This window comes from Clostridium acidisoli DSM 12555 (assembly GCF_900176305.1).
Taxonomy (GTDB): Bacteria; Bacillota; Clostridia; order Clostridiales; family Clostridiaceae; genus Clostridium_I; species Clostridium_I acidisoli.
Genome location: NZ_FWXH01000003.1, coordinates 463,020 through 485,049, shown reverse-complemented (window position 1 = coordinate 485,049; position 22,030 = coordinate 463,020). Strand labels below are relative to the sequence as shown.

General features: G+C 30.1%; 24 protein-coding genes. 1 reads left to right on the top strand and 23 read right to left on the bottom strand.

Features of this window, described 5'->3' with window-relative positions; genetic code table 11:
- Nucleotides 1-421: 421 nt before the first annotated feature.
- The 6 genes from B8978_RS07415 to B8978_RS07390 all read right to left on the bottom strand — a co-directional run bounded on the left by B8978_RS07415 (nt 422) and on the right by B8978_RS07390 (nt 7,018).
- On the bottom strand, nt 422-1,078 hold the full coding sequence (locus B8978_RS07415) for a class I SAM-dependent methyltransferase (RefSeq protein WP_084115002.1): 657 nt from the start codon (nt 1,076-1,078) through the stop codon (nt 422-424).
- Between the two features lie 377 nt (nt 1,079-1,455).
- Complete coding sequence (locus tag B8978_RS07410) at nt 1,456-2,019, bottom strand: GNAT family N-acetyltransferase (RefSeq protein ID WP_084115001.1); 564 nt, start codon at nt 2,017-2,019, stop codon at nt 1,456-1,458.
- Between the two features lie 67 nt (nt 2,020-2,086).
- Nucleotides 2,087-2,926 carry a class I SAM-dependent methyltransferase gene (locus tag B8978_RS07405; RefSeq protein ID WP_084115000.1) on the bottom strand — a complete coding sequence of 280 codons (840 nt, stop codon included), beginning with the start codon at nt 2,924-2,926 and terminating at the stop codon, nt 2,087-2,089.
- A gap of 220 nt (nt 2,927-3,146) precedes the next feature.
- A complete protein-coding gene (locus tag B8978_RS07400) occupies nt 3,147-5,183 on the bottom strand; it encodes a glycoside hydrolase family 52 protein (protein ID WP_084114999.1) in 2,037 nt (678 codons plus the stop codon).
- Nucleotides 5,184-5,238: 55 nt separating this feature from the next.
- The gene (locus B8978_RS07395; RefSeq protein WP_084114998.1) at nt 5,239-6,117 is read right to left on the bottom strand and encodes a carbohydrate ABC transporter permease; all 879 of its coding nucleotides are present in this window, start codon (nt 6,115-6,117) and stop codon (nt 5,239-5,241) included.
- Nucleotides 6,118-6,136: 19 nt separating this feature from the next.
- Complete coding sequence (locus B8978_RS07390; protein WP_084114997.1) at nt 6,137-7,018, bottom strand: carbohydrate ABC transporter permease; 882 nt, start codon at nt 7,016-7,018, stop codon at nt 6,137-6,139.
- Nucleotides 7,019-7,276: 258 nt separating this feature from the next.
- On the opposite strand from B8978_RS07390, the gene B8978_RS07385 reads away from it, so the two are divergent.
- A complete protein-coding gene (locus B8978_RS07385) occupies nt 7,277-8,575 on the top strand; it encodes an extracellular solute-binding protein (RefSeq protein ID WP_084114996.1) in 1,299 nt (432 codons plus the stop codon).
- A 76-nt stretch (nt 8,576-8,651) separates the two neighbouring features.
- Here B8978_RS07385 and B8978_RS07380 read toward each other — a convergent pair whose 3' ends face one another.
- From B8978_RS07380 to B8978_RS07305, 17 genes are all read right to left on the bottom strand, one after another.
- Nucleotides 8,652-9,944 carry a response regulator gene (locus tag B8978_RS07380; protein ID WP_084114995.1) on the bottom strand — a complete coding sequence of 431 codons (1,293 nt, stop codon included), beginning with the start codon at nt 9,942-9,944 and terminating at the stop codon, nt 8,652-8,654.
- A gap of 2 nt (nt 9,945-9,946) precedes the next feature.
- A complete protein-coding gene (locus B8978_RS07375) occupies nt 9,947-11,656 on the bottom strand; it encodes a sensor histidine kinase (RefSeq protein ID WP_207651875.1) in 1,710 nt (569 codons plus the stop codon).
- 5 nt (nt 11,657-11,661) lie between these two features.
- Complete coding sequence (locus tag B8978_RS07370) at nt 11,662-12,378, bottom strand: DUF624 domain-containing protein (protein WP_084114993.1); 717 nt, start codon at nt 12,376-12,378, stop codon at nt 11,662-11,664.
- Nucleotides 12,379-12,634: 256 nt separating this feature from the next.
- Nucleotides 12,635-13,264, bottom strand: a complete 630-nt coding sequence (locus B8978_RS07365) for an ABC transporter permease family protein (RefSeq protein ID WP_084114992.1) — start codon at nt 13,262-13,264, stop codon at nt 12,635-12,637.
- 485 nt (nt 13,265-13,749) lie between these two features.
- A complete protein-coding gene (locus tag B8978_RS07360) occupies nt 13,750-14,358 on the bottom strand; it encodes a serine O-acetyltransferase (RefSeq protein WP_084114991.1) in 609 nt (202 codons plus the stop codon).
- Between the two features lie 213 nt (nt 14,359-14,571).
- On the bottom strand, nt 14,572-15,048 hold the full coding sequence (locus B8978_RS07355; protein ID WP_084114990.1) for a hypothetical protein: 477 nt from the start codon (nt 15,046-15,048) through the stop codon (nt 14,572-14,574).
- A gap of 13 nt (nt 15,049-15,061) precedes the next feature.
- Nucleotides 15,062-15,217 (bottom strand): hypothetical protein, encoded by a 156-nt coding sequence (locus B8978_RS19785; protein ID WP_176212636.1) that lies wholly within the window; start codon nt 15,215-15,217, stop codon nt 15,062-15,064.
- A gap of 80 nt (nt 15,218-15,297) precedes the next feature.
- A complete protein-coding gene (locus B8978_RS07350) occupies nt 15,298-15,516 on the bottom strand; it encodes a hypothetical protein (RefSeq protein ID WP_084114989.1) in 219 nt (72 codons plus the stop codon).
- A 535-nt stretch (nt 15,517-16,051) separates the two neighbouring features.
- Nucleotides 16,052-16,306, bottom strand: coding sequence for a hypothetical protein (locus B8978_RS07345; protein WP_084114988.1), 255 nt, complete (start codon nt 16,304-16,306; stop codon nt 16,052-16,054).
- A 20-nt stretch (nt 16,307-16,326) separates the two neighbouring features.
- On the bottom strand, nt 16,327-16,683 hold the full coding sequence (locus B8978_RS07340) for a hypothetical protein (protein WP_176212635.1): 357 nt from the start codon (nt 16,681-16,683) through the stop codon (nt 16,327-16,329).
- Nucleotides 16,634-16,858 (bottom strand): hypothetical protein, encoded by a 225-nt coding sequence (locus B8978_RS19485; protein WP_139795995.1) that lies wholly within the window; start codon nt 16,856-16,858, stop codon nt 16,634-16,636. Before B8978_RS19485 ends, B8978_RS07340 begins: the two co-directional genes overlap by 50 nt.
- A 63-nt stretch (nt 16,859-16,921) precedes the next feature.
- Nucleotides 16,922-17,431 (bottom strand): glycohydrolase toxin TNT-related protein, encoded by a 510-nt coding sequence (locus B8978_RS07335; RefSeq protein ID WP_084114986.1) that lies wholly within the window; start codon nt 17,429-17,431, stop codon nt 16,922-16,924.
- 341 nt (nt 17,432-17,772) lie between these two features.
- A complete protein-coding gene (locus B8978_RS07330) occupies nt 17,773-18,120 on the bottom strand; it encodes a hypothetical protein (protein ID WP_084114985.1) in 348 nt (115 codons plus the stop codon).
- Entirely contained in the window at nt 18,107-20,098 is a 1,992-nt protein-coding gene (locus tag B8978_RS20190) for a hypothetical protein (RefSeq protein WP_242950504.1), read from the bottom strand. The genes B8978_RS07330 and B8978_RS20190 overlap by 14 nt, the downstream gene beginning before the upstream one ends.
- 270 nt (nt 20,099-20,368) lie before the next feature.
- The gene (locus B8978_RS07320; RefSeq protein WP_084114984.1) at nt 20,369-20,590 is read right to left on the bottom strand and encodes a YwbE family protein; all 222 of its coding nucleotides are present in this window, start codon (nt 20,588-20,590) and stop codon (nt 20,369-20,371) included.
- 372 nt (nt 20,591-20,962) lie between these two features.
- Nucleotides 20,963-21,709 (bottom strand): nitroreductase family protein, encoded by a 747-nt coding sequence (locus B8978_RS07310; protein ID WP_084114982.1) that lies wholly within the window; start codon nt 21,707-21,709, stop codon nt 20,963-20,965.
- 19 nt (nt 21,710-21,728) lie between these two features.
- Nucleotides 21,729-22,016 carry a putative quinol monooxygenase gene (locus tag B8978_RS07305; RefSeq protein ID WP_084114981.1) on the bottom strand — a complete coding sequence of 96 codons (288 nt, stop codon included), beginning with the start codon at nt 22,014-22,016 and terminating at the stop codon, nt 21,729-21,731.
- Nucleotides 22,017-22,030 lie beyond the last annotated feature (14 nt).

The following is a 22,030-nucleotide window of genomic DNA, read 5'->3' as shown; positions in this document are numbered from 1 at the left end:
GCGGATTGTAGCTGCCTTTGAACCCATGTGATATATTTTGCCGCCAATGCTAACCTGGCATTTTCAGGAACTGATCCTGTTAATTTTTGATTATTCTTACCTTTTTCTAAAAATTTACTTGCAAATACGTATAAATTTGATTTTACATCAGTATGATGGATGAGATTGGTAAAATCTTTCTGTTCACTTGCATGTATGTAGGAACATATTAATTTATGCAAAAGAAAAGAACCCTAATTTTATCAAGGTTCTAACTATCTTTCCTTTTCAGCCTTATTATAGTCTCCACGTGCGTAGGGTGCTGATGGTAGACAATCCAAAATATAAAAGATATTCCGAAGTTTACTCAATATTATTCATAAAATTAGGCTTACCTTTAAAAGTAAGCCTTTAAAATATAAATTTTTTAATTATAGCTATCTCATTTCTTGGCCAATAAAATAACCGTACATTCATGTTGCCAAACTTTTTCTACAGACTTAAATCCTGCTTTATAAAGCATTTGTATTTGATTTTCCACAGTACAAGGCGTATCATAATGATAAAATCCATCAGTTATTTCTAATTCTAGACGTATTCTTTCATTTTCCCTAAAATGATAATCTTCATACTCTTGATTTGGAGCTATATAGTCCGTTTCAATATAAAAACCATTTTCTTTTAAACTTTTAAAAATTTTCTTATATAATCCAACTTTTTCTTCATGGGTAAAATGATGAAGTGTTTCTACAGATACAACACCATCAAACACACATACCCCTATATCATAATCAAAGTAATTATCGACAATAAGATTAATTTGATTCAATTTATCACTGTGCTTTTCTTTTATTTTTTCTAACATATCCTTAGATAAATCAATTCCTGTAACTTTAACTGTTGGATTAATTTTAAAAATTTCATCTAACTCTAAACCTGTACCACAGCCTAAGTCAAGCAAATTTAATTCATCAACTTTGGGTATTAATTTCGCAGTCTCAATATAAAATCTATTTGCTCCCTCTACATTATCCATCATGTGTTGCTCATAATCCTCAGCACGATTATTAAAAAAACTACTCATTTCTTCTAATTTCATTTAATCATTCCCTCCAAATGACTTGCTATTTTTTTAAATATTACATTTAAATTATATTATTACCATTTATGAACAACAACCTCAAAAATAATTCTGAAATAAAAATGTGTCATAAAACATAATTGCATTATGACACATTAAATCGCTACTCTTTCTTTTACATTTCTAATTAGAATATATTCTCATTTAACCATATAATATTAGTGTTAAGAGGTCTCTCTTTTAATATGGGATGAAAGTTAGCTAATACCTCTCTTAACATCAAACTAAAAAAGGTTTAATCCTAAGTATTCATTTGATATTTTGCATGCATCAACACTAATATAGTAATTTAGCATAAAAGCCTCTCAATCTGTAGAAACTGCCTAAAGACAATATTAATCTTCATATTCGCAACATAAAATTCCATAATCTATAAAATTTCTGTATTCACTAATTTCATTAACAAAGACATGTTCTCTTCGTTCTCCCTCTTTAATCATTCCGATCTTCTCCAGAACTTTTACCGAACCAATATTACCTGAGATTGTATCAGAATAAACTCTATGTAACTTTAAATTTTTAAACGCCACTTCAACAAGTTTTTTAGCTGATTCTGTACAATAGCCTTTATTCCAATAATCAAAATCAAATATATAAGATAATTCTGCATTATTACATGACTCATTTATATCAAAATTCAGGAAACCTATAGGCTCACTTGATGTTTTTAATACAACTGTTAACATTCCAATAATCCCTTGGTCAAATTTGTCAATTTTTTTCTGCATAAATTTTTCTCTTTCAGAAAATGTTGCATTTTTTATTCCACCCAGAAACTTTTGTACCTCCTCATTCTTGTCCATTTTAATTAATAAATAAGTATCAGAAAGTATAGTCTTTCTGATTATTAAATTATTAGTTTCAAATGGAAGTAATTTAATAAATTTTTCATTCTTCATAAGCAAGCCTTCTCTATCAGTTTTAATCACTTTTCATATTTATTTTATTAAGTAATACTTAGTTTGTTTAATTATTTTTTTCTAGCACATAAATGATATTCATTCCACAATCAAGTGTTCCTTGCATTTTAGTAAAAGCAATTTCTTTTTCTATAATGAATTGCCAAAATTCTTTATCCTGTCTAGCATTTTCTAACGCAGAATCGCCAGCTTGTGTAAATAATCCAGCAGAACTTCTCTCTTTTATAGTGACAGGAAAATGGGCAAATAGTTCATCCATTTCTGAACTTCTCATCATATGGACATAGTGCTTGCTTGGAACAGGATAGTGTTCTTCGTCTTGAATTCCTGTATTAAATACCCACTTTGTAGCTTCAATTCCAAATTGGTCTTTTTCATACCTAATGCCATCTAAGTAATATAGTGATGCACCGATAAAACTCATAGCACCTACAATCAATGTTCCGCCGGGCTTTAGAACTCTTAGCATTTCATTTATGCCATCTTTTTCTTTATCTAATAGATAGTTTATTACTCCACCAATGCAAACAATACAATCAAAAGATGAATCTTCAAAAATCTCCATATGTAGCACATCTAATAAACAAAACTTCTTAATTTTCTCAAACAATGAAAGTTCTTTCATTTTAGATTTATTAAATTCTATCTGATGTGCTGATATATCTCCTACAGTTATTTCTTTGCACATTTGTACAATATCTTTTGTGTATCGTCCAGAACCAGCACCAATTTCTAAAACCTTGTCATTTTCACTGATATAACGCTTTAATATATCAAAATGCACATGGTAAAGAAGTTCTCCATGTCCGTCTTTTTCAAGACGAGTCCATTCACGGTCTTCATAATTATCATATCTGTTTTTCGGGATTTCGGGGTTGTAACTCATAAAAGCATCTCCTTATAATTTTTAAATTTATAATCGGTATAATGTCACTAATATCGCTTTCACTCATATAACCACCACCCCTCAAAATATAATCAATAATTCTCATTTTTTACTATTATACTCCAAAATATTTGCATTAACTACTCCATTTAATTCAAAAAACACTGACAGCCCCTAAAATCAATGGCTCTCAGTGTATGAATATTTAAGTTTATTACCTTTATTTCATCCAAAGAATACTTGTAACTAACCTTGGGTACAGTCTACTTCCCCTTGAAGTTCCAGTATCACTATTCACTTGATCCGTTGCACAATCTTCACTGCAGCTTACTTGTTGCCAACTAGCATGAACTCTATCCCAAGCTTCCTCACTTGGAAAATTCATATTAAGTATTTCTTTAACTACATATTGGCAAAGGAATATCTTACTATTCCATGTATTTTTGCTTGTAGAAGAAAGTTTCCATCCACCAGAAACCTCATCAATGCAAATGCCAGGTTTCATTATTGTAAGTATGTGCCTTTTAAGTTTCTTTATTAAAGCTCCATACATTCCATCTTCACTAACTGATGAAGTATCTCCTACTATATATGGATATACAAGTGCTTCTACAGCTGGGATTATCCTTGAAGTGTTTCCGTTTTCAAAAACTGCTGGTATATACTGTTCTTCATCATTAAATTCACTTGCTATTTTACTTGCTGCTGCCTTTGCTTTTTCTAAGGATTTGTCTGAAAGATCTTTAAAACCATATTCTTTAAATATCTTTTCAAGTAATACATATGAAGACCAGCTTTTTAATCCAAGGTAAAGATTGTTTCTAGCTTGACCAAGACTTACATCAAGGCTGTCATAAGTTGTTATTTCAGAACCCTCTTGACATCTTGTACTATCTATATCCATTATTCCATCGTTATTTTTATCTCTTGCACTTAATGACTCAAAGCATTCCACAAAAATCTTTACATTATTATTAAGCCATTCTTTATCATTCATCTTTAATGCATAAACTGCTCCAGTTAATATCCAGTTTAACAATTCTTCATGTGTCATATAACTGAAGCAACCATCTAGATTTGGAAGTTCATATGAAGAATATTCCTTTGGAGAAAAACCATTAGAAACTCCCATATCATGGGTAAAGGCTAACCCAGCTTGGTCGTGATAACTATATCTTTCTACAAATAAGTCTAAAGAATTTTTTATTGTCCATGGATGGAATTTCATTTCGTAAAAAATATGGTCTACCGTTAGATCAAAGGTATTCATCATTATATATTCACCTTCATTAACAACCCATAGTGCTGAGCCATCCTTCTTTTTCATTAGCTGACTGCTAGCATGATAACTATGCGTTGCATGAGCTATTAGAAATTGTCTATACTCGTTTAATTTGCTTTCCTGAAGTTCTTTGTCCCTTTGTTTTGCCATATCTAAATAATAATGGACATTTTCTAAAGCAAAATCAATTACATCTTCTAGCGATTTAAACAATCCGCTGTAGTAAAAATCGGTATCAATGCCTGTAGTGATAGTACCTTCCTTATATGTTGCCAGTGCAATTGTATACGTCTTTACAGTACCTGCAGGAACTTTGAAAATTAAAGCTGGAGCTGTGCCCAAATCATGATTCTGATAATTGTCATTTGCCCAAGAAGTTAATATATCAAGCCTTGATAACTCCTTTATATCACCAGAATTAACAGTTGCAAATCCATAGCTTCTTTCACATGCTGCACCAAGGTACTTTCCTTGTGTAGTTATTGACAATCTCCTCTTAGGCCCTTCTATCCCAAATATCATTTCTGCATCCGTAGTTTTGTCACTATTATCAAAAGTAAGTTGCGCAAATATTACTGGAGCAAAAGCATACTTTTTTTCTTTTTCTGTCATAACTGTAGGCTCCTTAACATATCCAAAAGGAGTTATTATAGAAAACTTAAGTCTTTCTGCAGTCCAGGTATCTGAAGCCCATCCCATTTTCCTATTTATTTCAGCTTCAGAAAAAATTTTTATAGGTTTATTTTTTTTCGTATTGTTCACTTCTCCCGTAAACTCTTCCTCAGCATTATTATTTATAGTACAAAATGGGAGAAGCCTAATCATTTCTTCTTGCTTATAACCTATATAAACATTATTTTGTGGTGGCCTTACATCATTTAATACAAAACCTCCTCCTATACCTATTTTTCCTAGCATAAAGCTTGAAAATGCTCCAAAAGCACTGTGGTGAGCATAAAATGATTTATTTTCCATGTTCTATCATCCTTTCAATAGTGTATTTTTAATTTCCCATCTGAAACCTCAGTTATCAACCTTTTATAGCTCCTGCAACCAAGCTCTGCTGAACCTGTTCACTTAGTAACGCGTATATAATAATGGTTGGGACTGTTGCAATAACAAGTCCTGCGCCAATAGGCCCCCAGTTAGTTAAATATTGTCCCGAAAGTGACATTATTCCTACAGTTAATGTTTTTTTAACATCATCATTGATAAAGGTGTTTGCAAACATCAGCTCATTCCACGAAGAAAGATAGGTAAAAATAGCAATGGTAGCAAGCGCCGGCCTTACAATAGGAACTATTATTTTCATAAATATCTGATATACATTGCAGCCATCAATGCAAGCTGCTTCCTCAAGTTCACTAGGTATATTGATCATGAAACTCGTTAAAATGAATATGCCCATAGGTAAGGCAAATGCAACATACGGTAGTATAAGCGCAAAATAAGTATTTAAAAGTTTAACTTTTTGAAGAATTATAAAGATTGGGAGTAACGTTGCATTTATTGGTATCATCATACCCATTAAGAATATAAACAACACAGGTTTCCTTAATTTCCATTTCATACGTGCAATAGCATATGATGCAGATGCTATTAAAATACTTGATACAATAATAGTTACTCCAGTAACTATAACACTATTTAAGAAATACCTAAATACATTGCCGCTTGTTAAGGCAGTAGTGTAATTTGATATTAGCCATTTGTGTGGCAGTCCCATTATGTTGCCTCCGAAAATCTCATCGTTGCTTTTAAACGAGAAAAGTAGCAGCCAAAAAAGAGGATATATTTGTATAAAAGCCCATACACTTAAAAATATGAAGAGTATAGTTTTTCCCAAAGAAAAGTTTCGAAATTTGGAGACTTTTTCTGATTTTCTTCTATTATTTAAAATGTTTTTCATATAGTCCACGCTCCTTAACCTAGTTATTTTCTTTTCCGAAAAGTCTATTAATCAAGATTGTACATATAAAACATTCCACTACAATAAATATTGCCATTGCACTTCCATAACCATATTGATATTTACTAAATATATCGGTATACATAAGTGTTGTTGGAACTTCACTAGCATGCATTGGACCTCCATTAGTAAGTACATATATTAGATCAAAAGATTTGAATGATCCTATTACAGCAAAGACGACACACACCTTAAGTATTGGCTTTATAAGTGGTATAGTTATTTTGAAGGCTATAGTTGACTCGCTTGCACCGTCAATCCTTGCAGCTTCATATATATCTGGAGAAATTGACTTAGCAGATGCATACATAAGAAGCATATGATAACCTATGTATTGCCACAAAATAGGTATAAATACGGCACCTAAAACCGTATGGGTACTGGCAAGCCATTGGTTTTCTAGAAATTTTAAACCCATTTTTGAAAGTACGAAATTTAAAAGACCATAATCTGGGTTATATATTTTCATCCAAAGCTGTCCTACAATAACAGTTGCTAAAATTACAGGTATAAAATACACTGTCCTAAAAAACTTTTCGCCGCGTATTCCTCTTGCTAAAACAAGCGCGAAGAAAAGTGAAATTGGAAGTTGAATGCAAACAGATAATACAGCCAGTAATACCGAATTCTCTACAGATTTTAAAAAGCCATCACTATTATTTACAAACAGGTCTTTATAATTTTGCAGCCCTATATAAACTCCTTTGCTTATGCCATCCCACTTAAGTAAACTATACTGAAAAGAGAAGAAAATCGGGAGCAAAACGATTACAAAAAAGATAAGAAATGCTGGAAAAACAAATAAGAATATTGCCTTTTTGTTCCTCAACATATTTTCCATATACCTATCAACTCCTTATAGTAAATTAATTGCCTTATATTAATGATAACTGTTTTATTTAAATTTTTAATATAATTTTTTTACCAGAATCTTTAATTTTTTTACCAGAAATGTTGTATATTATTTAGATTTAAAAATTGCGAATAGTAAAAAAATTAAAGAAGTCTGTAAAAATATTTTATGTTAATTTACCAGTTTATGAATTATTATATTTATGGAAACATTTACAAATTTAATTATTTAAAAGGTGGGAGAAGAATGAACAGATTCGGAAAAAATTTAGCAATTCCTCTTTTGGTTGGTTCTATGTTATTCGGTCTTGCAGGATGTCAATCGTCAAGCACTAGTGGTAGTTCCTCAGATAGCTCTTCAAAAAAAGTAACCTTAACTTTCTGGAACATTGCAACTACTGATCCTGGAAAAACAGCAGTAAATACTGTTGTAAGTCAATGGAATAAGGAGAATCCAAACGTTCAGATTGTTACAAGTGTATCAGAAAACAACGCATATAAGACAAAAATTAAAGCAGCTGTTGCAGCAGGTGATGCCCCTGACATAATTTATTCATGGGCAGGCGGTTTTACTAAACCTTTTGTAACCGCTGGCAAGATACTTCCTTTGGACAGTTACCTCAATGACGGTACAAAGGACAAGATGCTCCCTGGAGCATTAACAAATGTAACTTACAATGATAAGGTTTATGGATTGACATATAATCAGCAAGCTGGAGCATTGTATGTTAACAAGGATATGTTTGATAAGAATGATATAAAAGTGCCAACTACCTTTGATGAATTGTTGACTGCAGTTAAAGCCTTCAGGTCAAAAGGAATTACACCAATGGCTGTTGGTGAAAAGGATGAATGGCCTGGAATGTGGTACTATGATATGATAGCCCTTCGTACAGCAGGTTCCAAGCTTAGCCTAGATGCTCTAAATAAAAAGACATCTTTTGATAATCCGGCATTTGCAAGTGCTGCAGAGAAACTCCAAGAACTTGTTAAGGCACAAGCCTTTGACCAAGGTGCATTGAGTATTACAAGAGATGATTCCGTAGAACAATTAACTCAAGGAAAGATTCCGATGTACTTTGGAGGAAACTTTGACGCTGGAACTATCGATGCTTCACCAATGAAAGGCAAAATAATTCCAGTAAAATTCCCATCAATCAGCGGTGGAAGCAGTGAGACTTCTGATTATCTTGGCGGTGGTGCGGATTGCCTTCTTGTAAACGCTGCCACTAAGGATAAAACAGATGCTGTAAAAGCAGTTAAATTCCTAGCTCAAAATCTTTCTTCACAGTTCTATTTATCGGGTGCAGGTCTTCCTGAATGGAAATATGATAATGTTGATCAATCAAAGATCGATCCAATTTCAAAACAGATTATGGCTGATATAGTAACTGGAGCAAATGCAAGTGTTCCAGCTTGGGACCTTTATCTTGAAGGTGCAGATGCACAAAATCATCAAGATCTTGTTGCTAAAATCTTTGGTAAACAGATTACACCTGAAGATTTTACTAAACAAATGCAAGCACAGGTTGGCGCAAACAAATAATACTGGACATTAGTAAAAAAACTACCAGACTGATTTATCAGTCCGGTAGTTTTTTTAATTATTAGATATAGAAATTCTAATTTACTGATTTCATTTTATAAGGCCCATTATCTATAAATTTATTAATAATATATTTCTTGTATTCACTTATAGATAGACCTGTATATTTTTTAAAACAAGTAGAAAAATAATTGGAGTCTGAAATGCCAACGCTATCAGCAATTTCAAAGGCTTTCATATCTCCTTGTTTCAAAAGCTCTATAGCCCTTTCCATACGTATTTTTGTAAGATATTCTACAAAACTTATACCAATCTCCTTTTTAAACATGCGGCTTAAATAACTTGGGTTTAGATACAAGTGTTTTGCCATCAAAGAAAGTGACAGTTTATTGTTTTCAAGATTGTCATCAATATATTTTTTTGCTTTTATTATTATACAGTCACTTTTACATGTTTGCTTAACGTTAATTATTTTAATGGATTTTAATGCCTCTAAGGCTTCTTTATATGAAGCAGGGATTTCACACACATGTTTTTTTATTTCTCCAAGTCCAATACTCACGGGATATTCTATATTTTCACCTATTTTGGTTTTTAAGATTTCACATTTTTCAAAAAGATCTATATTTTCATTATTATTCAAGATAATAATTCTGTTTAGTGTATCATAAAAAACATAGATAAATTCATTTTCCTGAAATACATCCTTTATCATGTTCGTTATTTTTATCTTCTGTATAAAATATGTTCCAGTGTTTACATTATCATCATATGTACTTGAACTGTTAATTTCTACTGCGGCAACTTGAACACCTTGATACTTAAAACGTAGCCCTAAAAACAAAGCCCTGTTTATGATTTTTTCATTTTCCAAATTTCCGCTTATAAGCTCAATAAGAAACTTTTCTTTAATGTAAGGAAGGTTATCGCTTAATTGTTTTTTTAGTAAATTATATTCATTAGAGCTCTCCCTTTCATAATCAATAATATTTTTAAGTTTGGATGCAGCCTTAAAAACCTCATCATTATTTATTGGTTTTAGCAAAAAATCTGAAACTCCAATTTTTATGCTTTTTTGGGCATATCTAAAATCGTCATATCCTGATAATATTACAATTTTAGTTTTAAACCGTCTTTGGATTACCATCTCACTAAATTTAATACCGTCAATTATTGGCATATTTATATCTGTAAATAAAATATCCGGTGACAATCCTTCAACAAGTTCCATTCCTGAAATAGCATTTTGTGCTTCCCCTACTATTTCCATATTAAAAATTTTCCAGTTTATACACTTTTTGATTAAATTTATTTCAAGGGGTTCATCATCAACTACAACTACCTTAATTTGTTTTGATTCTGTTGACATTATTAAGACTCCTTTGCTCGTGGAATATTGATTGTTATTCTTGTACCAGTACCTTTCTCACTTAAGATATCGATTACATTTTCTGAATCATAATAGATATTTAACCTCTCTATTGTTGCTCTAAGACCAACACCAGTAAATATACCATTTTTAATATTTTTGATTTTTTCCTCATCAATGCCTATACCATCATCCTCCACTGACAATATAATGTAATCCTCATAATACATAGTGTAAATTGAAATTTTACCAGGTCCTAACTTTCCCCTTATTCCATGCTTTATTGCATTTTCAACAAGTGGCTGTAAAGTAAGACGTGGAATTTTAAAATCAAGCACTCTATTGTCAATCTTGATATCTATTGTAAATTTTCCACCTAATCTTATTTTTTGAACTATAAGATAATGTTTTACCATATCTATTTCTTCCTTAATAGTAATCTCCTCATTACCACTACTTAAAAATAATCTGTAGAATTGTCCCAATGCCTTAACAAATTCAAGAGCTTGATCATTTTCTTTGGACAAAACTAATGAACTTATAGCATCAAGTGAATTATAAAGAAAGTGGGGCTTAATCTGAGTTTGAAGCACCTCAAGTTCAGCTTTCCTCTTTGTCTTATGTTCTTCAACAATATCTATAAAAAGTTTCTTGATTTGACGAATCATTATATTATAAATGTCCTTCAGGTCACCTATTTCATCATTACCAGTATTTATATTTACTTCTTTAAATTCACCAAATTTTACTTCCTTCATTGCTTGAGTAAGTTTTCTTATAGGCTTAGTTATAATTAGTGAAGTAAATAAAAGGCCTACAATCAGTAAGATACCATTTATCACCATTGCAATTAATAAGACCACATTATAACTTTGTTTCCCTGCCGATAATTCGTTAAATAAATTAATACTTATAATTTTCCAACCATATTTATTTTGCAATTCAGTTATTATATATTGTTTTGAATTTATATTTTGTATTGCTGAATACCCATTACTGTCGTAATTAAAACTCTTCAATAACTTTTTATTTGCAGGTAAATTTCCATTAATAATGTTGTTATTTTTTTCATCCAACAAAATAATATTTTGTGTAGCTGCACTTTCATCATATAATTTATTTTTAATGTATTCCTCAGAAACATTTATCACCATAATTCCAATAGGTTTTTGGGTGTTTAAATCATTTATTATTCTTATCATTGAAACATAATTTTTTGAACCACTTTGAAAGGTGTTTTCTCCATTTGACTTCAATAAATATCTTCCGTCTAAATCAATTAGCCTATTGTACCAGCTAGAAGTTTTTATAGCCTCCAAGCTTATATTTTTTACTGGTGACGTATAATCAATAAAATATTTATTTCCGTAATTGTCGAAAATATATATTGAAGAGATATTGTCATTAAAATTCATAAAGTCTGCAATATAATTATCCATTTCCTGCTGATAGATAAATTCATTTTTCGCGTTTCCGTCTCTTAAAATGTTTTGGATTGTCTGACTTGAGATTAACATCTTAGACTGATTATCTGTGATATCAATTATGTAATCCATCTTTGAACTTATTGATTTTACTGCATCCACAGACATCTGTTTTACTTTGTCAGATATAGTTTTCTTGTCTGTCTCTATAAAGAATAAAATTATAAATGACATTGAAAGTATAAATATCAATAAATAATATAATATAATTTTAGTAGATATTTTCATATCCTTCAACCACCTAATAAACTTTGACATTTCTCTTCTAAATCCTTAAAAATCGACTTCTCATTAAATATAATTAAATAGCAAAGTATACTCCAAAAGAAAAATAGTAAAATCGAACTAAAAATCTTCATTGATAAATATAATAGTCCTATGAGGCAAATCCAATTTAATATTGTAATATGAATCTTTTTTAAAGCGTAATAAAACGAAATTTTGATTATATCTTTTTTAGTAAAATAAAATCTAGATACAATAGGTAAAACATAAAACATTACAGAAATCAAAATAAATGCCACAGCTATTAAGATAATTTTAGCTGCCATTAAAATAAATTTAGCCGCCATAAGTTGATTATTTGAATTTAAATAAACAATATCAACATAAATTAAGCTTAAAATCCCTATAAATAGTACCCAATAAAATAATGCTTCAGAAAAATTTTTTTTATAGGCTTTAAAAAAATCCTTAGTCATATTAACATCATTTTCCCTTACAATCTTGCCCATAACACTAAAGAGTGCTAATAAAGCTGGACCTGTTGGAATCAAGGATATAACTGTTATCAGATTGAAAAGAGAAGTTCCTGCAGCATTTGTTATGAAACATGCAAAAATAAATAATATGTTGGTTAGTACAAAATAAAAACTTCCAAGCAAGAACCACCAAATATAATTTGTTATTGTATAAATAATCCCTTCACCAAATTCCTTTTTCCTATACATGATGAGATATCCTCTCCTTTATACTTATTTATTAGCCATCTTAGGACTAAATTCACCTTGTCTTCTTGGCTTATCTAATTTATTGTAAATATTTACTTTTATTACCATAATTTAATTGTACAACCTTCCTTGTACCTTTTCAACAATTTTTCAAATAATTTTTAAAATGGGTTTAAAAAGTTATGTATTATAAAAGGCCATATCAGATTTCTCCAATATGGCCTGTAAGTGTTAGTGTTTTATAGTGGTGTTTTTATTATTCACTAACAATCTTCATATAGGTCTTCAGTGTTGCAAAATAATATATACAATATATTGCTGCATATATTATAAGAATTATTATATATATATTCATAAGTTTAAGAGCTAGCATGTGACCTAATGCTATGGTTGCAGGATAAGTGTTTATAGCAGCTACTAAAAAAGGGGCTCCAAATAATATTAATAATTCTTTGGACACAGCAGTTCGTATTTCATCTCTGCTTACTCCTATTTTGCTTAGAGTCATAAATTTACTTTTGTCCTCTCTTGCTTCCATAGTTAATTTGAAATATATTATGCTTCCTGTTGCTGTTATAAAAAGCAGTCCTATAAATAATCCTATGAAAGCCATCATTCCAAGGAGTTTAAGACCGTCTTTGTAATGTTCATAAAATGTTAGTACGTTGCTTTCTTTAGTCATATTTTTTTGCAAATCACTTACGAATTTTTCTGCTTTAAAATCATTTTTAAGAATGTAACCTGTAATATTTACTATGTTTGTTTTATCTTTATTTTGTTTAATATCATTGTATACTGCATCCTTTACCACAAGAGTTTCACTGAAATGATCTAATGCAATAAATGGTTTTATATCTGTACCTGCTACATTAAGCTTGTAATTCACTTTGCCAATTTTTACAGCTATTTTTTTATTTAGAGCTTTTTCATTTGTGGCAAAACTTTGGATTTGTATAAAATAACAATCATCATCATTTTTTAAATTAACTTTCCTATCAATATTTTCATCATGATTTATTTTATTAAATTTGCTTTGGCTTATAATATAAAAATTTAGTTAAAATTAAGCCTAATATAATTCAAGTAATTAAATACAATAGTTTAAATAAAATTTATAAAATTGGTTTTTCCTCAGAAACGTAGCAGCCGTTATCTCCCACTTTGAAGAAGATGGGAGTGTTCCGGATGGTAATCATCGGATAAAACCTCGGTATTTCTTAAACGCTGAAAGTCCTTGGAATAAACCAAGGACTTTCGATTGTATAAATATAGAATTTTTCATAAATTCGTTACATCTACATTAAATATTGTTGTAGCACCACTATCCCTTTAGTTTAAGAAATATAATCTACACCCTTAACTACTATTTGTTTATAACTTTTCATGCACTTTAATGCCATTTCTTTTTATGATATAGGCAGGATTGCCTACTACAGTGCAATTTTGTGGAACATCTTTTACAATGGTAGCATTAGCACCAATAATTGAATTATCTCCAATATTTATATTACCTATCACAACAGCTCCAGCATAGATATGTACATTGTTACCTATAGTAGGGCACCCCTCTCCTTCTACCCATCCAATTGTTACTTGCTGATTTATCCAACAGTTTTCTCCTATAGTATTTGCAGTTATTACAGTAGAAAATCCATGCTGAATATATAGGCCACCTCCAATATTGTTATCGGTAATATATAAAGATTTTAATCGAGGATATATTATCTTATTAATACTATTTAAAAAATATCTGTCTCTACATCTAAAAAATAATAAATTCCGAAATTCCGGTATAGTCAATACCAATAAATGTAAATACATAAATAGTGAATAATTTAGATGTTCAAGTTTATGTATTTTAATCCATCTAGCTATATCTTTATTTATGATACTTTTTTGACTGGTAGTATTGAATAAAAGTAATAATGGCAGCGAACGTATCAAACTTACATATAAGTAAGCTTTTTTAACTTTATGCATTTATTGTCTCACCTCTTCATGTCATATTATAACATATTTAAATCCGAAGGATAATGTTTTATCACCTACATACATATGAATAGAAAGAATGACCTGTTTTAGGACTCTTTCCATCCTCAATTAAGCTTATCTTGAACTCCTCCATTACTTGACACATCACCTTTACTCCCTTCAATTTTTTTACATTATAAAAGAATTGATATTCCCTTGCTATTAAACTATCAATCTAAACCCATATTCCATATTACAAACACTATCAAAGCGTTCAATGTTATTCCAAACCCCTTTTTTTATAAAGCCATCAGATAATTTAATATCTTCCGATAATAATTTTTTGTTTTCAGCAATTTTATTTTGCAACTTTGCAATTATAAAATTTTTATTTATTTTAAATGGCGCAATATCATTCATTTCTTTGAATAGCTGACTTGTAACATATAATACAACTAAATAAATATCCATTGCATCACCATTTAACATATTAATCAATGCATCTTCAAATATTTCCTTTATTTCTGGACTTTCTTTATAACTTTTATAAATTGCTTTTGACAACACCTTTCCTGCATCTGTCGGTTCAACTCCAGGCATATATTGCGACGTTTCTATCCTATATTGTTTTTCACCTCTTAAAAAAGCTAATATTTCTCCATGCTTTATAGCTTCATCTAATAATATTTTATAATCCATATTTTTCTCCTTATTATTTCAATTCTATAATACTTACTTTTGAATCAACATTAGGGATTAAATATAAAATAGCTTCTGGTATTCCATCATCAGTAAAACCTCCTGGTAACCAATGTGATTTTGCATCAGCCTCATTTCCAGATGGTATTCTTAAATTTAAATTACTCACATCATTTATATTTATTCGTACTAAACCTCCACCATCTTCAAAATGTCCAATATCAAATCCTAATGATTTCTCATAATAAGCTATGTTATTGCTATCTTATCACATACATTTTTAGGTAAGACAAACTGTGTTCCATCATCTGGTATTCCTATGTAGGGGTTTCCCTTAACATAATTTATATATTGCTCTTTTGTCATAATAATTGAAGCACCATCATCAAACTGTGATAAATGCTTTTCAATATATTCTTGATTCAAATATGTTGATTGGTCAGATCTTTCACCTTTAGCAGTTGACAATATTTCATCTATTTTAGACTGCGTTAATCCTGAATCTATTTTTTCTCCTGTTTCACTAGCCTCAGCAAGCTTTCCTTAGATCCCCTATTCTCCTACCTTGGTTGCATTTGGGGTTGCTCTTAAATTATATAAAACTATTGGTACGTCTAGCCTTGGTTACAATATCGTAGTTTCAAGCAACTTTTTTATTATCAGTATTTTTCTCTATAGCTTATTTTCATTGAAAACTTAGCCATATACGACCAAGTTATGTCTTGTTGCATCCAAATTAGACCTTAAAAAGAAAAACTCCAACAGACACTATTTAGCATCCATTAAAGTTATGCCATTATCACGTATCATACGTTAAAGGAAGTTTTTAATCAATGTACTATTTTTACCCATAAAAGACAGCATTACTTCTCCTTGGTAGATGTTTGTGGTTTTTAGGGTGTATTTTGGCCCTTGTTGTTGACAACTTCACTACAGAATTATTATTATGCATCTAAATATTTTTGATTATACTAATTATAATTTTTATGCATTCTCATTCATATTATGAATTTAATAATGTTTCCTTTTTCTTTTCTAACTTTAAAAAATATAGTATTAAATCACATGCTTCATCCTCGTTATCAAATGTTTTAATAGTATTATATCCTCCTTTCTCATATGATTGATAGACTGTCCACTTATTATTTTCTCTTATTAAACCTAATTCTAACTCTCTCATAGGCATATTTCCAAGATTGTATTTATATTTATCCAATCCCATCTTATGTATTTTATTTTCTAATTCATTTATATTCATTTTAATCTTCTCCTAACCTTTTATTTAATTTCCTTTAAGAAACCTAATTTTTTTAGATACTGTATCGATAATGGTAATTGCCATTGTGTTCCTTCTCCAATTGCATTAAATGCTTTAGCAATTTCACCGCCGTAAGTTTTTAGGTTATTTAAATCAATTCCATATCTTAAAGCATCTGCATTAATTAATTCAATTAAATCTTTATCCTTACAATTTTTAATTGCATCACTTAATTGGCTAAAATCTCTAGTAACTTCATATTTATGATATGCATTCATATTATCTAAATATGGTAATGCCCTCTGTTCATAAGAAATATTATTAAATCTAATTCCTATGCAAAATGTTCCAGAAATATCTGCATGCTTTATCTTCATCTGACATTTTAAGCAATTCAATATTTCCAGTCCTTTCAACATTTTCAGTTATAACATATTTACCATTTTGTATATAAAACTTGAAAGGTGCTGCTAATATTTTATTTCCATCATCCTTTAAGATTACTCTCCCATATTCATCTTTCATTTTATTTATTAATTGTTCTTTGTTCATAAAATTCACTACCTCTCTGTTAGCGTTCCAATTTCGCATAATACTTTAATAGATAATGGTGTTTCAACTTGTTTTGCTCCACTTATTTGGTAATATGTTCCTTTTTGCCTCACCAATATATGTTTTATTATCACCTAATTTATTTAACAATTCTTGCTTTCGTGAATCGGATAAACTTGAATTAATTATGTCATTACGAATATTACTTAAATCTCCTGTTTCTTCATAAACATGGTGAGTAGTTGCATCTTCAACATAAGGCAATGCACGTTTCTCAAAAGCATAACTATTTCCTTCTGAGTCAACTGGCGACAAATAATTACCATATTCATTTCCATATCTATCAAACATCCTATTATTTCCACTCGGTTTAGACGTCAAAATGTTTTTAATTGCATTTCCTTTATCATCAAGAACATAGCCTTTCTCTGGTGCCAATTCCCAATTAATAAATCCATCTTCATCAAGGTATTTTGTACTACGTGGTATTAAAACGTTATTGCCAGACTTAATTATTCCTTCATTTCTAAAGTCATCCCCAACTTCTGGATTTCTATAATAGTTTATATCCAAATAATCTTGTACCTGTTCTCTTGTTAAATCAGTATGTTCTAATATATAACTAGTACGCTCTATTTCAGATATTTTTCTAGTATCTAAGCTTACCTTTGCTAGATTTTCAGATTCACTAACCCCCTTGGGGCTAAGTCTGTCTTATTATCTTTTAATGCTAGGTTCAATATTTTCAATGATTAACACTATTTTATCATTATAAAAAGCAATAAACCAGCTTACTTAAATTTCAGCTGGTTCATTTTGTCTCTTTCTAACTGCATAATTTGAATTATGTAGCGAAAATTTATATTAAAATTATTGATTCTATCACATTTTTTACTAAACCTTAATTATGCAGTCTATTTCCAACTATTAGCTTCTAAAAATTTATCTGGTATTCTTAATTCTAATTGCTGTTGAAGTTCTTTGCAGAAAACATCAAAATCTGCTTTTTCATACCACTTCTGGCTATTTTTAAGACCAATAAAATTATTATCTCCATATTGAATACTACATCCAATTAAACCTCTATCATAATTAAATAATACAATAAAATAATCATATGCTTCAAACCTAATACTAAAAGCCCTATAATTTTTATCGTCTACAACATTAAAAATATTACATGATCCAATTTTATCTCCTAAATTTTTCTCTAAATAATCTACAATAATCATTGCCATTTTATCTGTATCATTTAATTGCATACCAAAAATCTCCTTTTTGAATTAATCTTCTATATCCATAACTACTCTCTAAATATTCCCATTCCTTTTTTAATGCACAATCTCCATACGCGGTTGGATCATGTGAAAAACGTATTTCTTTTCCTGCTTTTGCAGCATCGTCTAATGCTGGCACATTAAATAAATCAAACATATCATCATCAGTTATATTATACTTACCTTTTATTACATCCCAATCATTCCCCAAGCTAAAATACGTGGTATCTCCAGCCATTACTGTATATGAATCATTTGCTGGAATTGTCCAATCTAAGCTTCCATCTGGCTTTACTGTTGGTTTATATTTACCTAATGTTATTGCATCTGAATCCACATTTTGTATAGATTCAGTTCTTATATTTTTGAACTCATCTACAGGTATTTTACCACCAACCTTACCATCTATTATTTTTATACCATCAATTGAATCATCAACAGCATTACTTCCCCCCTCTAAACTACTACCACTAACATTTTCTATTTTACTTATCTTTTCTATATTATTATCTATTACTGACATATTGGGTACTCTTAACCCTGTTCCTGTATCTAATACTTCTATTGTTATTATCTTTTCTCCTGTTATTATATCTTTTATCGTCTTTGCACTATTACTTATATTATTGCCTACATCCCTTAAGCTTGCAAATGCTTTTTCTCCTTCTGCTAGTAAACTTCCTGACTCTACTCCACTTATTCCATCACTTATTTTACTTACTTTAGATATTTCATCTATTTTTTCTCCTGTTTCACTAACCTCAGCAAGTTTTCCTAAATCTCCTATTTCTCCTACTTTACTTGCTGCTTTTATCTCTGCTCCTCCTAAAAATAATGATACTATATTTTCTCCCACATCTGTTATTGCTCTACTTCTTGTATATGTATCTCCATTTATTAATTTATCATTTATTTCTTTACTTATAATTCCCTCTAGTCCTTTTTCAAATCTCTCATCATCTTCTGTTTTCGGCATTGCTGGATTTACCAATGCTGCTATATCTATCCCTACTCTTGCCAAGTTTTTTATGGTGCCTTCTGGATTTTCTCTAAGGTCATAATATTCATTCCCTATTCCCTTTCCAACACCTACTAATCCCTCTATTGTCCCTTTTCCAAAATCATAAGTTCCTGCTATTATCCCCGCTCCTATTGGATTAATTTTTTTATACTCTTCCCATCCTGTATCTGCTACAGAACCTACTTTGTTTTCTATGTTTACTGCATCCTTGTACAAATTTTTAATTAGTCCTGATCCCACTTCATCTTCTTTACTATATGTACTCCATATGTTATTCTCATCAACTAGTAATTTGTTTTCATAAACTTTAACAAGTTCTGGAGCTTTTTTTAGAAAGTTTTTATCCGTGGATGTTGCTTCAAGGTACATTAAACTTGCCATCACTCCTGCATCACTTGCTATTTCTTTTATTCTACCATTTTTTATTATATCTTGTATTCCACTACATATATTGCCTGCTTCTTTCTTCATTCCATTAAATGCTTTTTCTTCATCATTTCTTACACTGCTAAATATTTTTTCTCCTTCCTTAATTAATGAACTTGCTGTTGCTTCTATTCTTTCTCCAATTGCTGTAAATTCTCCTTCTAACTCTTCCAGGAAACTTTTCTTTTCACTTTCGTCTCCACCTATAGCTCTTATTCTGGCTGCACAAGCACTATCTACTTCTTTGAATCTTCTTATTGCCTTGTCCACTTTATTTATGGTTCTATCCATATCTCCTTGCATTCTTGTTACTTGTCTTGAATAATCTCTTAGTTGATCCGTTGCCATTTTTATTCTTGAGGAGTTTTTATCTACTTGCAGTTTTGTTATTACTGCATTTATTCTCCTATTTAATTCTGTGCTTTTATCTCTTGCTCTTTTTAAGTTACTTTTTACTCGATTCATTTCTGCATAGTCTATTCCTATTATTCCATTTCCAGAATTTATTAAACTCAATAAATCACCACCAGTGTTAATCATTTTTAACCTTTTAATTATATATTATCGTTATGTATTGTTATAAATAAATGGTTATTTTTCAATATAATAAAAATATACTTTTTTTACCTTTTACAAACAACTTTCGAGCAATTCTATGTTTTCCTTAATACAAATAAAAAATCACACTTTTACTAACTCTAATAAAAATGTGATTTAACTTTGTTTTGATATACAACCTGTTTTTATTTCTTTTAAAAATTTGACCATAATAAAAAGCACTCAACCTCAAAAGAATGAATGCTGTTTATCATATTTTAATTTTATTTTCCGAACTCTTCCTACAATTCCACCCTCTAGCATAACTTTAATGCCACGAGGATGAACCTCTGAGTTTGTAAGAATCATTTGAACTACACCCTCAGTTAACTTTCTTGAACGCTGGTCTTGTTTTTGTACAACTAATACCTTTGTTCCTACTTTTACATTTTTCCGGATTGTTCCATCCATATTGTTAATCTTCTTTCTTATTTTTTTCTTTAAATAATATTTTCATATCTTTAAAATGTGTTTTAACTTCTTCGATATTATAATAAGTATAGTGTTATATAAGTAAATATAAATGATTAGTTCATCTTCAAAAGGAATTATTATAATATCTCCTTTTGAACTATTAAGTTCAACATTATGTTCTTTAGAAAAGGTTTCCCCATCTTCATTTACGATCTGAAAACAATACGAATGGTGGGAAGTTTCCTCTTGCATCACAATAAAATAGATACCTTTTACAAGAACTAGCTCTCCATATAATACCATAAGTTATATTATTTTGTACATTGCTATCTCCTAAAAATCAAGATTTTTTTGCAGCATACTTTCACTTTATTTCGTTCTAAATTTTTTCAAATACTCACCTGCAGACCTGTTCATTTCAAGGGAAAAAGCTGACATGTATTTTCGCTTGCAGAATGCTTTGATTTCTTCACTAATATCTTTATCTTTTATTCCCCTATTTTCATTTTTTGTAGTATGCATTTTTACATGCTCTTCCTTAGATAGGCTATGATATTTATTTTCATAAACTATATACTTTTTTTCAAAACGTGCTGGTTTTGTTCTGTTCTTTTGAGCTTCTGTAGGATATCCGTATACTACCATAGCTGCAGGAACAACATATTTGGGAAGTCCCAATAATTCTTTAACCTCTTCACAGTTCTCAATTATATCACCAATATAACATGAACCAATTCCGAAAGATTCTGCTGCCACTACAGTATTTTGAGCTGCTATAATTGCATCACTGTATGCAAGAAGAATATCACCTTCGCCTGGCTCTCTTGGATTACACTCTTCAAATTTAAAAGAATCGTACCACCTCTCGTAATCTGCAATAAATATCATGACTAAAGGAGCTTTCGCAATAAATGGCTGATTATCGCAAAGTACTGATAGTTTTTTCTTTAATGACTCATCCGTAATATCAATTATGCTATAAAGCATCATTGCCCCTGCCGTTGGTGCTTCTAATGCAGAATTAATTATTTCCTCTTTTATATGAGCTTCAATTGGTTTATCTTCAAATACCCTCATAGATTTTCTATTTTTTATTTGCTTTAAGACTTCATTCATAATGTTTCCCCTTTCATTTTTAAGATACTGGAATATATGTTACCCTATCTCTTGGACTTGAAAACCACTTTTCAACTGTATTTATCCAATTTATGAAATAATCTGTTTCTAAGTGCTTGTTTATGTCTTCTTCAGAGTTATAACCTTCATAAAGTAAAAACTTGTTTGGATCATCTTTACATTGAAAGAAATCAAAACATACAATTCCTTTTTCCTTTATAGAATTTCTCTGATTTTCTCTAGTTGCTTCAATAAATTCCTTTGTATTCTCAGGTTTTATATAAAAAGTCACACTTTTTATTATCATGTTTACCCACTCCT